At 69.7% G+C, this 15530-nt stretch carries 15 protein-coding genes and 1 pseudogene; all 16 read right to left on the reverse strand.

Going from position 1 to position 15530, the window contains the following annotated elements:
• Window positions 1-2 precede the first annotated feature (2 nt).
• The 16 genes and pseudogenes from gcvP to thrS all read right to left on the reverse strand — a co-directional run bounded on the left by gcvP (window position 3) and on the right by thrS (window position 15344).
• Window positions 3-2867, reverse strand: a complete 2865-nt coding sequence (gene gcvP / locus AAEX60_RS15830) for an aminomethyl-transferring glycine dehydrogenase (protein ID WP_342104882.1) — start codon at window positions 2865-2867, stop codon at window positions 3-5.
• 49 nt (window positions 2868-2916) lie between these two features.
• A complete protein-coding gene (locus AAEX60_RS15835; protein WP_342104884.1) occupies window positions 2917-3492 on the reverse strand; it encodes a MerR family transcriptional regulator in 576 nt (191 codons plus the stop codon).
• A 145-nt stretch (window positions 3493-3637) separates the two neighbouring features.
• Complete coding sequence (locus AAEX60_RS15840; RefSeq protein ID WP_342104887.1) at window positions 3638-4117, reverse strand: bifunctional nuclease family protein; 480 nt, start codon at window positions 4115-4117, stop codon at window positions 3638-3640.
• Between the two features lie 25 nt (window positions 4118-4142).
• The gene (locus AAEX60_RS15845) at window positions 4143-5606 is read right to left on the reverse strand and encodes a cellulase family glycosylhydrolase (protein WP_342104889.1); all 1464 of its coding nucleotides are present in this window, start codon (window positions 5604-5606) and stop codon (window positions 4143-4145) included.
• 68 nt (window positions 5607-5674) lie between these two features.
• Window positions 5675-6391 (reverse strand): transcriptional regulator FtsR, encoded by a 717-nt coding sequence (ftsR, locus tag AAEX60_RS15850; protein ID WP_342104891.1) that lies wholly within the window; start codon window positions 6389-6391, stop codon window positions 5675-5677.
• Window positions 6391-6900 carry an FHA domain-containing protein gene (locus tag AAEX60_RS15855; protein ID WP_342104893.1) on the reverse strand — a complete coding sequence of 170 codons (510 nt, stop codon included), beginning with the start codon at window positions 6898-6900 and terminating at the stop codon, window positions 6391-6393. Before AAEX60_RS15855 ends, ftsR begins: the two co-directional genes overlap by 1 nt.
• Window positions 6901-7023: 123 nt before the next feature.
• Window positions 7024-7410, reverse strand: a complete 387-nt coding sequence (gene gcvH, locus AAEX60_RS15860) for a glycine cleavage system protein GcvH (RefSeq protein WP_342104896.1) — start codon at window positions 7408-7410, stop codon at window positions 7024-7026.
• Window positions 7411-7507: 97 nt separating this feature from the next.
• On the reverse strand, window positions 7508-8233 hold the full coding sequence (locus tag AAEX60_RS15865; protein ID WP_342104900.1) for a DUF881 domain-containing protein: 726 nt from the start codon (window positions 8231-8233) through the stop codon (window positions 7508-7510).
• Window positions 8226-8558, reverse strand: a complete 333-nt coding sequence (locus AAEX60_RS15870) for a small basic family protein (RefSeq protein WP_342104903.1) — start codon at window positions 8556-8558, stop codon at window positions 8226-8228. The genes AAEX60_RS15865 and AAEX60_RS15870 overlap by 8 nt, the downstream gene beginning before the upstream one ends.
• Before the next feature lie 28 nt (window positions 8559-8586).
• Window positions 8587-9369, reverse strand: coding sequence for a DUF881 domain-containing protein (locus AAEX60_RS15875; protein ID WP_342104906.1), 783 nt, complete (start codon window positions 9367-9369; stop codon window positions 8587-8589).
• Entirely contained in the window at window positions 9366-9995 is a 630-nt protein-coding gene (locus AAEX60_RS15880) for a CDP-alcohol phosphatidyltransferase family protein (protein WP_342104908.1), read from the reverse strand. Before AAEX60_RS15880 ends, AAEX60_RS15875 begins: the two co-directional genes overlap by 4 nt.
• The gene (locus AAEX60_RS15885) at window positions 9992-11173 is read right to left on the reverse strand and encodes a glycosyltransferase family 4 protein (protein WP_342104910.1); all 1182 of its coding nucleotides are present in this window, start codon (window positions 11171-11173) and stop codon (window positions 9992-9994) included. Before AAEX60_RS15885 ends, AAEX60_RS15880 begins: the two co-directional genes overlap by 4 nt.
• Window positions 11170-12009, reverse strand: a complete 840-nt coding sequence (locus tag AAEX60_RS15890; RefSeq protein ID WP_342104913.1) for an LpxL/LpxP family acyltransferase — start codon at window positions 12007-12009, stop codon at window positions 11170-11172. Before AAEX60_RS15890 ends, AAEX60_RS15885 begins: the two co-directional genes overlap by 4 nt.
• Window positions 12010-12140: 131 nt before the next feature.
• Window positions 12141-12722, reverse strand: a pseudogene (gene pgsA / locus AAEX60_RS15895) (phosphatidylinositol phosphate synthase); the annotation flags it as partial.
• Window positions 12715-13302, reverse strand: a complete 588-nt coding sequence (locus tag AAEX60_RS15900) for an HIT family protein (protein WP_342104919.1) — start codon at window positions 13300-13302, stop codon at window positions 12715-12717. The gene AAEX60_RS15900 and the pseudogene pgsA, both read right to left, overlap by 8 nt.
• Window positions 13302-15344 (reverse strand): threonine--tRNA ligase, encoded by a 2043-nt coding sequence (thrS, locus tag AAEX60_RS15905; protein ID WP_342104922.1) that lies wholly within the window; start codon window positions 15342-15344, stop codon window positions 13302-13304. Before thrS ends, AAEX60_RS15900 begins: the two co-directional genes overlap by 1 nt.
• Window positions 15345-15530: the final 186 nt, after the last annotated feature.

Genomic DNA, 15530 nt, shown 5'->3' on the forward strand with positions numbered 1-15530 from the left:
CCTCACTCCTGGTAGCTCTCGATCGGCGGGCAGGAGCAGACCAGGTTGCGGTCACCCTGCACCCCGTCGATCCGGGCCACCGCCGGCCAGTACTTGTCCTGTCCGACGCCGGCCAGCGGCCCCAGGTGCCGGCCGGCGGGATAGCCCGCCTCGGTCCGGCTGTAGGAATGCCGCCACTCGTCGGCGGTCACCCGCGCCTGGGTGTGCGGCGCGTTCACCAGCGGATTGTCGGCCAGCTCCCACTCCCCCGTCTCCACCTTGGCGATCTCGGCCCGGATGGCGATCATCGCGTCGCAGAAGCGATCCAGCTCGTACTTGCTCTCGCTCTCGGTCGGCTCCACCATCAGCGTGCCCGCCACCGGGAAGCTCATGGTGGGGGCGTGGAAGCCGTAGTCCACCAGGCGCTTGGCCACGTCGTCGACGCTGATGTGGCTGCTCTTGGTGATGGGCCGCAGGTCCAGGATGCATTCGTGCGCCACCCGGCCATCGGCACCGGCGTAGAGCACCGGGAAGTGTCCCTCCAGCCGCTTGCCGATGTAGTTGGCGTTGAGGATGGCGTTCAGGGTGGCCTCGCGCAGCCCCTGGCTGCCCATCATCGCGATGTAGGCATAGGAGATCGGCATCACGCCCGCGGAACCCCAGGGGGCCGAGGCCACCGGGCCGTAGGAGGTCTCCGGACCAGCGTCCGGCGCCAGCGGATGGTTGGGCAGGAAGGGCGCCAGGTGCTCGCGCACCCCAATCGGGCCGACGCCGGGGCCGCCGCCACCGTGCGGGATGGCGAAGGTCTTGTGCAGGTTCAGGTGGCTGACGTCGCCGCCGAACTTGCCCGGGCGGGCCAGCCCGGCCAGGGCGTTCATGTTCGCCCCGTCCACGTAGACCTGGCCGCCGGCCTCATGCACCAGCTCAGACAGTTCGGTGATGGTGTCCTCGTAGACACCGTGGGTGGACGGGTAGGTGACCATGATGGCGGCCAGCTGGTCGCGGTGCTTGTCCACCTGGGTGCGCAGGTCATCCATGTCGATCGAGCCGTCGGCCAGGGCCTTGACCACGACGACCTTCATCCCGGCCATCGCGGCGGAGGCGGCATTGGTGCCGTGCGCCGAGGACGGGATCAGGCACACGGTGCGCTGCTCGTCGCCCCGCGAGAGGTGGTAGCTGCGGATGGCCATCAACCCGGCGTACTCGCCGGCGGCGCCGGAATTGGGCTGCAGGGAGACCCGGTCATAGCCGGTGATGGTCTCCAGCCACTTCCCCAGCCGGCCGATCATCTCGGCATAGCCGCGGGCATCCTCGGCCGGGGCGAAGGGGTGCAGGTTGGCGAAGCCGGGCAGGCTGATCGGCTCCATCTCGGTGGCCGCGTTCAGCTTCATGGTGCAGGAGCCCAGCGGGATCATGCCCCGGTCCAGGGCGAAGTCCCGGTCACTCAGCGCCCGCAGGTAGCGCATCATCAGGGTCTCGGAGTGGTAGTTGTTGAAGACCGGGTGCAGCAGGTAGTCCTCTGCCCGCTGGTGGCCCGCCAGCCCGCCCAGCTGGTCGTCGGACAGGGTGGCGCCGAAGGCCTTGGCCACGGCCTGGAGGTCCTCCTCCCGGCAGTCCTCCCCCACGCTGATGCCGACGTGGTCGTCGTCCGCCAGCCGCAGATGCACGCAGTCCTCCCGGGCCGCGGCGACGATCTCCCGGGCCCGGCCCGGCGCACTGACCAGCAGGGTGTCGAAGAAGTCCTCGGTGGCCAGGTCCAGGCCGGCGGCCTTGAGGGCGGCGGCCAGTCGTCGGGTCTGCTGGTGGATCCCGTCGGCGATCCGGCGCAGGCCGTCGGGGCCGTGGTAGACGGCGTACATGCTGGCGGTCACGGCCAGCAGCACCTGGGCGGTGCAGATGTTGGAGGTGGCCTTCTCCCGACGGATGTGCTGCTCGCGGGTCTGCAGCGCCAGCCGGTAGGCGGGTGTGCCGTCGGCGTCGACGGAGACCCCCACCAAACGGCCCGGCATGGAGCGTTCCAGCCCGGCCCGGACCGCGATGTAGCCGGCGTGCGGGCCGCCGTAGAACAGCGGCACGCCCAGCCGCTGGGTGGACCCGACGGCCACATCGGCACCCCAGCTGCCCGGGGATTCCAGCCGGGTCAGGGCCAGCGGGTCCGCGGCCGCGATCACCGTGACCCCGTTCTCGTGGGCCTTGTCAGCGATCGCCCGCAGCTCGTCGACTGGGCGGATCCGGCCGCTGGCCCCCGGCACCTGCACCACGACGGCGAAGGCCTCGTGCTGCTGCAACCCGGCCACCAGGTCATCGGCCTGCCCCACCTGCCAGCCCAGGGCGGCGGCGCGGGTGCGGACCACGGCCGCCGACTGGGGCAGCAGGTCAGCATCCAGCAGCACGACGTTGCCCTTGCGGGTGGCGCGCCGCGCAACGCCCACCGCCTCGGCGACGGCGGTCCCCTCATCCAGCAGGGAGGAGCCGGCGATGGCCATGCCGGTCAGGTCTGCCACCATCGTCTGGAAGTTCAGCAACGCCTCCAGCCGGCCCTGGCTGATCTCCGGCTGGTAGGGCGTGTAGGCGGTGTACCAGCCCGGATTCTCCAGCACATTGCGGCGCACGACGGCCGGGGTGAGGGTGCCGTGGTAGCCCAGGCCGATCATCGCCCGCATCGGGTGGTTCATCTCGGACAGGGCGCGCAGCTCGTCGGCCACGTCCTGTTCGGTGTAGGCCGGCGGGAGATCCAGTTCGGCGTCGAGCCGGATCCGGGATGGCAGTGCCTCGGTCAGGTCCTCCAGGGAGGCCAAGCCCAAGAGGTCGAGCATCTGCTGACGCTCATCCTCGCTGGGGCCGATGTGCCGGGTGCTGAACTGATGTGCCGTGGACGTGGTGACCATGGGCTCACCCTAGCGGCTGTCACCGGCCACCAACAGGCCGGGGCGGGAATCAGATGGCGCGCAGAATGGGGCGCTGGCGAGCCATTTCACCGTCGCTGGCGGGGGCGGCCGCAGCGTCGTCGGCCCGCTCGGTGGGCAGCTCGCTCAGCGTGCCCTCGATGTCCCGCCAGACGCCGCCCAGCGCGATCGCAAACATGCCCTGACCACCGCGCAGCAAGTCCACCACCTCCATGTCCGAGGTGCATTCATAGACGCTGACGCCGTCGCTCATCAGGGTGACCTGGGTCAGGTCCTGCACGCCGCGCTGGTGCAGGTGGTCGATGGCGACGCGGATCTGCTGCAGGCTGATCCCGGCGTCGATCAGCCGCTTGATCACCTTCAGCATCAGAATGTCCCGGAAGGAGTACAGGCGCTGGGTGCCGGAGCCCTCCGCGCCCCGGATTTCCGGGGTGACCAGGCCGGTGCGGGCCCAGTAGTCCAGCTGACGGTAAGTGATCCCGGCGGCCCGGCAGGCCACTGGGCCGCGGAAGCCCAGGTCCTCGGGCAGCGGGGAGAAGTCACCGTCGAAGAGTGCTTCCTGGCCGAACGTCTCCTGGCCCAACAGGGCCTCGCTCGCCTGGTTCATCACGTCCCCGCCTTCTGGTTGCCGACAGCGCTGTAGTTCCACGCCTGTGATCCAGACGCTAACCGGCGGGACCGGCCGTGGGCAATGTACACGCCGGGTGGTTGAGGGTGGGGTTGAGACTTTCGTCGGGCCGTCCGCAGCCGGTTCAGGACTCCTCGAAATCGTCCGGACTGACCGAATCGAGGAACTCCCGGAAACGCTCCACCTCATCCTGGGCGGGCTGCTCCAGCTCGACGCCCACCTGGTCCAGCAACTCCTCCGGGGCGGTGATCACGATCCCGCTGCGCACCGCCAAGGCCACCACGTCGGACGGGCGGGCGGACAGCACGTGCCCGTCCACCTCCAGCTCGGCATGGAAGATGCCGCCCTCCTCGGGACCCTCCTTCATCGCGGTGATCCGGGCGCTGACCTGGGTGTGGCCCAGCTCCGAGAGGAGCTGGGCCATCAGGTCATGCGTGAGGGGGCGGGGAGGGACCACCCCCTCCAGGGCGTTGGCGATGGCGGAGGCCTCCGCGGCGCCGATCCAGATCGGGATGACCCGGCTGCCGCCCGACTCCTGCAGCAACAGGATGGGGGCATTCGACGGCACATCGACCCGGACTCCGACCACATCAAGTTCCCGCATGGCCCTCACCCTAGCGCGGGGCCGTTCAGCGGCGGGTGATGGTCACCTGCCCACTGTGGGCGCCGGCCTCCTGGGCAAGGGTGACGACGTCCGCTCCGGCGGGCGAGGTCACCCTGGCCCCCTGGACACTGACCGTGTAGCCCTGTGGCGCCGTCCGCCGGGGCACCGAGATGGTCGTGATGGCCCCGGCGGCCGCACGTCCGCCGTCGGCCAGCTCGGTGCTCCAGGTCAGGCGGAAGACGCCCCTGTCCCGGTCATAGGAGTACTCCTGCGGAATCCCCGCCACCGCCTCGGGACGCATCACCACCAGGTGGTCCAGCTTGCCCCAGTCGACATTGTTGCCCTCGGGCGGCTTGGACATGTCGGCGACGATCGTGTTGCGGGCCTCCCCGCGGGAGTACTCCCAGTAGTACCAGCCCATCCGATTGCGCATCGCCAGGTCACTCTGGGTCCGCAGGGTGGTGGCGTCCTTCGTGTTGCCAAATTCGGTCAGCAGCGACGGCTGCGCCAGCGCGGTGCTGCGGGACTCGGCATTGGCGAAGACCCGCTTGTCCTGCGGTAGGCAGTTGCCGTAGGGGCCGTTCATCTGCTGCATCGGGCAGTAGACGTGGAAGGACAGCCCGACATTGGTGCCGTTGACCCGCAGGTTGGTCTGGCTGCCCTGGTTGAACAGGCTGAACGGCTCGGCGAAGACGGGGGTGGGATCGCCGGTGGCCCGGATGGCCTGAGTGGCCTTCTGCTGGAAGCTGGACAGGTCGGCGTCCTTGCGCTGGCACGGCCCCGGGGTCAGGCACCCCACCCAGTTGGTTCCCGGCCAGGGCTCGTTGTAGAGGTCGAAGCCGATCACCCCGGGGCTGTCCCGCACCGTGCGGGCCACTTCGGCCCACATGGCGGCGTAGCGATCGGCCAGGCCAACACCCCCGGGCCCCGGCTTGTTGGCGTGCAGATTGTCGTAGACGTGCTGCAGGGCCACATTGAAGAACTGGTTGTTCGGGAAGCCGGCCTTGATGGTGTTGGGCCAGCCGTCGGTGAGCGCCGCCCAGTCCGGGAAACCATTGCCCTCGAAGGCCGGGGCCACCATGTCCTGATGGCTGTCCAGCAGCACGCTCACGCCGTGCCGGTGGAAGGTGGCGATGGTCTGCTTCAGCGCGGCCAGGTAGGCGCGGTCGTACTGGCCCGGGTTGGGCTCGACGCCGCGCCAGGAGAACCCGAGCCGCACCGAGGTGAAGCCCTGTTCGGCCAGGAAGGCCGCGTCGTCGTCCCCGAAGCCGATGGACTCGGGCAGGTAGTCGCCATCCTTGTTCATCACATTGGTGCCAACCGGCAGCAGTACCCGCCCCTGCGCGTCGACGATCCAGCGGCCCGTGGTGTGGGGGCGCTCGACGGGTGACGGGGACGGCACGGGTTGGGGTTCGGCCCCCCATGCCAGTGGGCCGGTGGCGGTCAGTGCCACAGCCAGTGCGGCAACCAGATTCCTACGGGCACGCATGATGATCCTCCTTGACCTGAGCAGTACCAAAAGATGATTCTGCACCCGGTCAGGGTCAGGACCGGCGCTCAGCGCTGGATCAAGGAGTGCATCATGGCGGCGTGGGCATGGACCACCAGCTGGGTGACCTCCTTGGCCGCCTCCGCCGCCTGGCTGTTGTGTCTTCGCAGGAAGGGCTGCACCGCCTGCTCCACCAGGCCAGCCTCCCGCTCGGCGGACTGTTTGATGGCCCGCAGGTGCCGCGAATCCATCCCGTAGAGCTGCAGCTTGCGCGCCACCACGCAGATGGTCAACGCCTCCCGGCCGTAGTAGCTGGACTGGCGGCGTGGCTGCACCAATTGCTGCCGCTCCAGGTCCAGCAACACCTGCTCGCTGATGCCGGAGGCCTGCAGCAGCTCCCGGCGGGTGAGCCGCATCGGCTTGCGGGTGGCCCGGGGCGAGGCCCCCGGAGTGCGTGCCGGCCCTGCCACGTCGGCGACCTCGGCCACCGGCACCGGGGTGGCCGGTGCCGGCGCCTCCAGATTGGGCGGCTGCTCCCCGCGATCCATCATCTCCAGGTGTTCCCGGATCACCTTCAGGGGGAGGTAGTGGTCCCGCTGCACGGTGAGGATGTAGTGCAGCCGGTCGATGTCGCTCTGGGCATAGCGACGGTAACCGGACGGCGCCCGCTCGGGTGCAAGCAGGCCCTCGCTCTCCAGGAAACGGATCTTGGAGATCGAGACGTCGGGAAATTCCACCTTCAGGATGGCCAACACCTGACCGATGGATCGCAGGGGCTGGGGCATCAGCGCAGACCAGGCTCGCTCACGAAGAAGATCATCCGGAACTTGCCGATCTGCACCTCGTCGCCCTGACGCAGCGGGGCACGGCCGTCCACCAGGGTGCGGTTGACATAGGTGCCGTTGAGGCTGTTCTGGTCCGCCACCGCCCAGCCCTGCTCCGTGCGCAGGAACTTGACGTGGTGCCGGGAGACGGTGATGTCGTCCAGGAAGATGTCGGAATCGGGATGGCGTCCGACGGTGACCTCCTGCTCGTCCAGCAGATAGCGGGCACCGGCTCCCGGGCCGCGCTCGACGATCAGCAGGGCGTGCTCGGTGGGCAGCGCGCTGACCGCGGCCATGTCGTCCGGCCCCAGCTCCAGGGTGCCGGTGGTCTCGGTGACCACCGGGATCATCCGGGTGCTGTCCCCAGGCACCTCGGCCACCGCACCGTCGCGAGCCACGATCCGCTCGCCACAGTTGGAACAGAAGTTGGCGCCGGGCTCAACCGGCTTGCCGCACTGGGTGCATTCCATGTCTCAGCTCTCCTCTGCCTGTCCACGACGCGGGTCGTGGAAATCGGGCTGTCGTGGGTGCGCCGAGACTACCGGCAGCCCCCAAAGGGTCATTCTGACAGGCCAACGGGGTTGGCCAGCGGGTCACTCGCCGACCATCTCCTGGTAGGCGTCGGAGTCCATCAGGGAATCGGTGTCGGAATCGGCGGCCAGCTCGATCTCGAACAGCCAGCCGTCGCCGTAGGGGTCGGCATTGACGGTCTCGGGGGCGTCGGCCAGCCCCTCGTTGACAGCGGTCACGACGCCGGCCACGGGGGTGAAGACGTCGGAGACGCTCTTGGTGCTCTCCAGCTCACCGCAGGAGTCGTTGGCGGCCACTTCCTCGCCGACATTGGGCAGGGACACGTAGACGATGTCACCGAGCGCCTGCGCGGCGTACTCCGTGATACCGATCCGCACGGTCGAGCCATTGCCGGCCCGCACCCACTCATGGTCTTCGCTGTACTTCAGGTCCTCGGGAAAACGGGACATCGCTTTGCTCCTTCGCAGGTCTCCCCGGTGGTACCGGGGCTGGCGAGGCCTAGCCTAACGCCCTTGCGACACCGGGACGAGCACTCGGGGGGTGTGGTCAGGCTGGCTTGGCCCAGCGCACCGGCCGCGACTCGTGCAACGCGGTGATCCGGACCTCCTCCAAGCGGGAGATCGCCACCTCTCCCCCGACGGCCTCCGCCTGCACCTGGCTGACCAGCCCGCCCCGGAAGCGGGCCCCCTCCTCGAGGGCGTGCGGTTCCCCGATCACGTCCAGCACCAACGGGGTCTGCAGCGGCTTGCCGTCGGCCACCAGCTGCTGGCCGTCGCGGGAGAACCAGCTCTGCGCCACCACCCGCACCTGGTCATTGATCTCGATCGCCTCGGCCCCGGCGTCGCGCATCTCCTCCACGGCATCCAGCAGGATCTCCGGCCCTACCTTGTGCTGGGGGTCGACGATGGTCAGCCGGATCCCCGGGCCCTTGGCGCCCACGGTGCCGGCCAGGATGTGCAGCTGGTCCAGCCGCTTGCTGTTCTGCTCCGCGGCAATCCGACGGGCATCGGCGCCCGAGGCCAGCTCCTGCTTGGTCTTCTCCAACCGGGTGGACTCCTGGGACAGGCGTTCCTGTTCGGCATTGAGCTGGTCCAGCAGCTGCACCAGGTCCGTGCGTCGCATGCTGGAGTAGGTGTCCTGCTCCCGCCCGCCGGCCAACTGGGTGACCACCAGCAGGCCGATCAGGAAGAGCACCCCCGCCACCAGGAACTGGCCCCGGCTGGGGTGCACCAGGTCCCGCCCGATCCGACGCCACAGCCCGGCCTCAGGCATGGAGCAGCGCCCGTCGGATGGCCGCGGCATTGGTGAAGATCCGGATGCCCAGCACCACCACCACGGCCGTGGACAGCTGGGAGCCGACGCCGATCAGGTCCCCCACCCACACGATCAGGGCGGCGATCAACACATTGGACACGAAGCTCACCACGAAGACCTTGTCGGTGAAAATGCCGTCCAGATAGGCCCGCAGGCCACCGAACAGGGCATCCAGTGCCGCGACGATGGCAATCGGCAGGTAGGGCTGCAGGGCGGCCGGCAGGCTTGGCTCCAACCACAGCCCCAACGCGATCCCCAGCAGCAGACCCAACAACGCAATCATGGCTTTCCGTCCCCCACGCCCCACTCCTTCATCGCTCAACCCTGGCGGCCCGGACCCCCAGGCCCGGGTCCGCGGGCAGGGCCAGGCGTTCGCTGGTGGTGACCTCGTACTGCAGACGGTAGTTGTCCTTGAGGAAGGCCCACCACTGGCCCGCGGAGGTGGCCGCCAGCTCGGCCCCCAGGCTGCGCGGGTCCCCGATCGCCTCCACCCGGTAGGGGTGCTGCAGTGAGCGGTAGTCGACGGTGATCGCCGACCCCGCGGACCTGATGGCGGTGCGCGAACTCACCCGGTGGCCGTTGATGCTGACCGCCTCCGCCCCGGCCAGCCACAGGCCGTTCACCAGCCGTCGCAGATCCTGGTCGGTCACCTGCGCCGCATCCGGGCCGCCGGAGGTCTGGTCGGCGTCGTCCACCCGGATGGTGATCCCCGGGCCGGTGACCGGCAACGTGCCGGCCAGCACCGCCTCGGCGGGATCCTGCTGGGCCTTGGGCAGGGCGGCCTGCTGCAGCCCTCGCAGCTCGGCCTCCTGAGTGGCGACGCCCCGCCGCAGGGCATCCTGCCGGGTCTCGGCCGCGCGCACCCGGTGGATGAGATCGTTGCGTTCCCGCTCGACGCCGGGCAGGGAGCTGTGGGTCTGCGCCGCGGCCATGGCAATCAACCCGGCCGCCAGCATCAGCCCGGCTGCCCGCAGCACCGGTCGGGCCGGCGCGCCCTCGCCGTCGGCCACCCGCCGGTACTCCGGATCCACCGCGGTGCGCTGGATGGTCGCCAGCAGGTCCATGCTGGCGTCCGGGCGGCGGGTGCTGTTCATCGGGCGGCTCGGGGGGCGCGCGGGGTCTGCAGCAGGTGGAAGGTCTGGCGAACGTACAACAACCCGGCCCACCAGTACAGGGCCGTGCCCCAGATGGCGAAGGCCCAGCCCAGCACCTTGCACACCAGGGCGATGGTGGACTGGCCCTCACCCAGCAGCACCATCGGGAAGGCGTAGAGCAGGCAGAAGGTGGCGGCCTTGCCAATCAGGTGGACCGGCAGGCTGGTGTAGCCGCGGGTGCGCAACAGCGGCACCAGGGCCAGCATCAGCACGTCGCGGGCCACCAGCAGGAGCACCAGCCACCACGGGATCAGCTGACGAACAGCCAGCGCCACCAGCGTGGAGGCGATGTAGAGCCGGTCGGCCACCGGGTCCAGCATCTGCCCCACCCGGGAGGTCTGGTGCCAGGCCCGGGCGAGGTGGCCGTCCAGCCAGTCGCTGAACCCGGCGAACATCAACAGGGCCACCGCCCAGCCGTCGGCGCGTGGCCCCAGCATCAACCAGACGAAGACCGGCACCCCGATCAGCCGCAGGAAGCTGAGCAGGTTGGGGATGGTCAGCACCCGGTCGGTGTCATAGCTGCGCCCGACGACCTGGTCGTCCGGGCTCGACGGGGTGGTGTTCACGGACCCACTGTAGGCGATCCGCCGAACGGCCCGCGGTGCGCCGGTCGCCGCGTCCGGGCCCGGCCAGTCGCCCGTCCGTAGACCGCCATGATCCGGGGCCCCAGCTCGGCCCAGTCGAAGGCCTCGGCCCGCCGCCGGCCGCGCCACAGGTTCTCGTCGCGGGGCCGGGCCAGGCAGCGCAGCAGCGCCTCGGACAGGTCCGCGGGGTCCCCCACCCGGAAGACCTCCCCCACCAGGCCCTCGCCGTCGGTCAGTACCTCGGTGAAGGCGGGCAGGCCGGCGGCCACCACCGGCGCCCCGGAGGCCAGGGCCTCCAGCAGCACGATCCCGAAGCTCTCGCGTCCGGTCTGTGGCGCCACGTAGACATCGCTGCTGGCCAGCAGCCGGTTGCGCTGGGCATCGGGCAGGGCCCCGAGGAAGCGTACGCCCGGCACCGAACGCCGGGCCCCCTGGCCGATCACCACCACGTCCAGATCGGGATGGGCCCGGCGCACCGCCGGCAGCGCCCCCAGCAACACCGGCAACCCCTTGCGGGGCTCGTCATAGCGCCCGATGAAGGTGATCCGGGGACGGTCCCCCGCGCGCCACTGCCCGCGGCAGGTCTCCAGCGCATGGCTGCGCACGTCGATCCCGTTGCCGATCACGGTGGTCCGCAACCCGCTGTAGCGCCGCGCCACCTCGGCGGCCGACGAGGAGACGGCAATCGCCTGGTCGATCCTCCCGGCCGCCTGCGGCAGCACCTGGTAGGCCAGCCGCATGGTCCGTGAGCCCGGGGTGGCCGTGTGGAAGGTCACCACGACGGGTGTCCGGGCCTGGCCCAACGCCAGCAGGGAGACCGACGGGGTCATCGGCTCGTGCAGATGCACCAGGTCGAAGCCGCCGTCGGCCAGCCACTCCCGCACCCGGTAGGCCACGGTGGGGCCGAAGTTGATCCGGGCCACCGAGCCGTTGTAGGCCACCGGGATGGCCGGGCCGGCCGAGGTGAAGTCCTGCTCCCGCACCCCGGCCGCCGCCAGCACTCCCGCTTCCGGACGGCCGGGCGCCAGGATCCGCACGGCATGACCCTGCCGGCGCAGCCAACCCGCCAGACCGATCACGTGGTTCTGCACCCCACCGGGGCGCGCAAAGGAATAGGGACAGACCAGCCCGATCCGCAGGCCGGGCGACACCGACGTCATCCGGCCGCCCGGCCCGGGAAGAGGGGCTGCATCATGTGCCAGTCGGTGGGATTGTTGCGGATCTGCCCGGCAAAGAAGTCCGCCAGCTGCTGCACCATGGCCTCAACGCTCTGTCCGCGCAGCGGTTGTGAGACCACCAAGCGCATCCCGTCCGGCTCGTAGTGGCTGGCGATCCCCAGCAGGCTGGCCCCGGTGCTGAGCGCCAGGTGGGCGGCGCCCCCCGGCAACCGTCCATCCACCGGCCCGGTCGCCGTGGGCCAGCGCACCGGAACCCCGCCCCGGCCGAAGTAGCGGTCACTGAGCAGGCAGACCAGCCGGCCCGCCCGTCGGTCCGCGGCCAGCCGGGCGACCACCCGCGGGTCCCGCAACCCGTACACCCGCATGCCCAGCGCCTGGCGCACGCCGACGAAGTAGTCGAACTCCGGGATCTCCTCGGCCACGGTGGAGACCGGCAGCCCATTCAGGCAGGCCCACGCCCCGGCCAGGTCCCAGGAACCCATGTGTGGCAGGGCCGCCACCACTCCGGTGGTGGCATGCAGGCCCAGCAATCGCTCGCGGTCCGCCGGACTGATCCGCACCGAGCCCAGCACCTGCTCCGGGGTCCAGCGGCCCAGCTGCGCCGACTCGGCCAGGTTGCGCGCCCAACTGGCGGCCGCCGCGGAGGTCTGCTGGCGGGAGGGCTGCTGCCCCGTCATGGTGGCGACGTTGAGTTGCCACTGGCGCAGGCCCCGGGGCGGGTGCAGCGCGGCCAGCCGGCCACCCGCTTGCGCCAGCGGGCGAAGAACGGCGGCGGGCACCTGCTCCGCCGCCGTCAACGCCATCCGGGTGAGGGTCACGCCGTGCCTCGCTCCTTCGGCCTGGTCTGGTGGCGCAGGTGCAGGGACTGCTGGTCCGCGTGCTCCGCGGCGACGGTGGCCTGGGGATCCACCATCTCCACCCCGTCGGCCTCCGCCTGACGGGCCTGGCTCTTGACCTGGCCCATCCGCTGCAGCACCGTCCAGGTGCTGGCGAACAGCAGGTAGCACAGTGCAATCGGCATGGCCCAGTGCAGCCCGAGGCCGGCCAGCAACATGCCCACCAGCAGGACCAACAACCGGTCCCCGCGGGCCGCCAACCCGCCCCAGACCTTGAAGCCCAGGGCCAGGCCGCGCGCCTTGGCATAGCTGGTGACCTGGCCCATCACCAGGGCACCGATGGCCATGCCGCTCCACAGCACCGAATTGCCCTGACCGGCGTAGTACAGGGCCACGGCCCCGAAGATCGCCCCGTCGGCCACCCGGTCCAGCGTCGAGTCCAGGAAGGCGCCATAGGCGGACTTGTGGTTCATCATCCGGGCCATCTGCCCGTCGACGCCGTCGGTGAGGACGCACACGGTGATGGCCAGCGCCCCCTGCCACAGGTGCCCCTGCGGCACCAGGGCCAGGGCCACCACGATCACCAGCAAGGTGCCCAGCCAGGTCACCATGTCCGGCGTCATCCGCAGCGCCATGAACAGCCTGGCGGCCGGGGTCATGGCGGCGGCATAACCCTTGCGCAGCCGCTCAACCATCGGTGCGCTCCCGGTCACCGCCGGTGGGCCAGGCGTCAGCCAGCGCCTGCCGGGCATCGGCCAGCAGCTGCGGCACCGCCTTGGTCTGGGCAATGATCGGCAGGAAGTTGGCGTCCCCCTGCCACCGGGGCACGATGTGCTGGTGCAGGTGCGCCTCGATCCCGGCGCCGGCCACCGCGCCCTGGTTCATCCCCAGGTTGAAACCCGCTGGACGGGAGACCCGGCCGAGGACCTCCATCGCCGTGCGCGTGAGCTCGGCAATCTCGGCCACCTCCTCCGCATTGGCGTCGGTGTACCAGCTGATGTGCCGGTAGGGGCAGACCAGCAGGTGGCCGGGCGAGTACGGGAACAGGTTCATCACCACGAAGCAGGTCTTGCCCCGGTGCACGATCAGGGAGTCATCGTCGTCGCCCTGGGGCTTGACGCAGAAGGGGCACTGCTTCTCGGTGGCATCGGCCGGCTTGGAATCCCCCTTGATGTAGGCCATCCGGTGCGGGGTCCACAGCCGCTGGAAGGCGTCCGGGACCCCGGCCATGGACTCCGCGAAGTCCAGCCTGACCTGCTGCTCGTCGGCCCCCATCAGGCCTGCTCCCCCGCCTCGGTCTCCGCCTCCGCAGCGCTCGGGCTGTCATTGCGACGGGACTGGCTCCACTCCCGGATCAGCTCGACGGCCTCGGCCACCGGAACCCCATTGCGCTGGGAGCCGTCGCGGAAGCGGAAGCTCACGGCCCCGGCATCCCGGTCCTCGCCACCAGCAATCAGGATGAAGGGCACCTTGTCCTTGGTGGCATTGCGGATCTTCTTCGGGAAGCGGTCGTCGGAGGCGTCCATCTCCACCCGGATACCCTGCTTGGTCAGCTGGTCCAGCACCTCAGAGAGGTAGTCGTTGAACTCCGCGGCCACGGGAACGCCCAGCACCTGCACCGGGCTCAGCCAGACCGGGAAGGCACCCGCATAGTGCTCCACCAGCACGCCCAGGAAGCGCTCGATGGAGCCGAACTTGGCGGAGTGGATCATCACCGGCTGCTGGTGGCTGCCGTCGGGCGCGGTGTACTGCAGCCCGAAGCGTTCCGGCTGCATGAAGTCCAGCTGGATGGTGGACATCTGCCAGGTCCGGCCGATCGCGTCCTTGGCCTGGATGGAGATCTTGGGGCCGTAGAAGGCGGCGCCCCCCGGGTCGGCCACCAACTCCAGGCCGGACTCGACGGCCACCTCGCGCAACGTCTCGGTGGCGGTGGCCCACTGCTCGTCGGTGCCCAGGAACTTGTCCTTCTTCTTGCCGTCCTCGTCCCGGGTGGACAGCTCCAGGTAGAAGTCGTCCAGGCCGAAGTCGCGCAGCAGCTGCAGCACGAAGTTCAGCAGGTGCTTGATCTCCTGGGCCACCTGGTCATTGCGGACATAGCTGTGGGAGTCGTCCTGGGTGATGGAGCGCACCCGGGTCAGGCCCTGCAGCACGCCGGACTTCTCGTTGCGGTAGACGGTGCCGAACTCGAACAGCCGCAGCGGCAGCTCCCGGTAGGAGCGTCCGCGGGACGAGTAGATCAGGTTGTGCATGGGGCAGTTCATCGCCTTGAGGCGGTAGTTCTGCCCGTCGTCGTCGATCGCCGGGAACATGAAGTCGCCGTAGTAGGGCAGGTGACCCGACGTGTAGTACAGGTCCTCCTTGGCGATGTGCGGGGTGCCGACGTACTGGAAGCCATTCTCGATGTGCGCCTGGCGGACGTAGTCCTCCATCGCCCGCTTGATCACGCCACCCTTGGGGTGGAAGACCGGCAGGCCGGCGCCCAGGATCTCCGGGAAGGAGTACAGATCCAGCTCCGCGCCCAGCTTGCGGTGGTCGCGCTTGGCGGCCTCGGCCAGCCGGGTCTGGTAGGCCTTCAGGTCTTCCTTGCTGGCCCAGGCGGTGCCGTAGAGCCGCTGCAACGGCGCCTGGGCCTGGTCACCGCGCCAGTAGGCGGCCGAGCTCTTGGTCAGGGCGAAGGCGTTGATGTAGCCGGTGTGCGGGACGTGCGGGCCGCGGCACAGGTCGTACCAGGCCACCGAGCCGTCTCGACGGACATTGTCGTAGATGGTCAGCTCGGCGCCACCCACCTCCACCGACGAGCCGTCGTCGTGGTTGCCGCCCTTGTCCTGGATCAGCTCCAGCTTGAAGGGCTCGTTCTTCTCCGCCTCGACGGCCTCCTCCTCGGTCACCACGCGACGGACGAACCGCTGCCGTTCCTTCACGATCCGCTGCATCTGCTTCTCGATCGCCTTCAGGTCTTCCGGGGTGAGCGGATCGCACTGGAAGTCGTAGTAGAAGCCGTCGGTGATGGGCGGGCCGATGGCCAACTTGGCGTCGACGAAGAGGTTCTGCACGGCCTGGGCGGCGACGTGGGCGGCGGAGTGGCGCACGATGGACAGCCCCTCGTCGCTGGTCATCTCCACCGGCTCGACGACATCCCCGTCGGTCAGCTCGGCCGCCAGGTCACGGGTCTCGCCGTTCACGTGCATCGCGACGATAGAGCGGTCCTGGCCGAACAGGTCCAGCCCCGTGGTGGTGGTCTCGATCACCTGCTCGGCTCGTTCGCCTGCTCGCTCAATGGTGATGGTGACGGACACGGGGTACTTCCTTTCGGGCATGGCACACGCCCAGACTGGGGACGGGTGCCGCAATGGGACGTCCTCATTCTGCCCGATCCGGGTTAGCGGCAGAAATGTGTGTACAGCCTGACTGATTTCATTCGTGGCGGCTAGGGGTGATGGTGGTCTGAACATGCTCTGGGAGCATGTTCGGTGCAGGTTGCGAGGAATCACCCCCGGTGTGGT

This window comes from Luteococcus sp. H101 (genome assembly GCF_038433155.1).
In the GTDB taxonomy this organism is placed as follows: Bacteria; Actinomycetota; Actinomycetes; order Propionibacteriales; family Propionibacteriaceae; genus Luteococcus.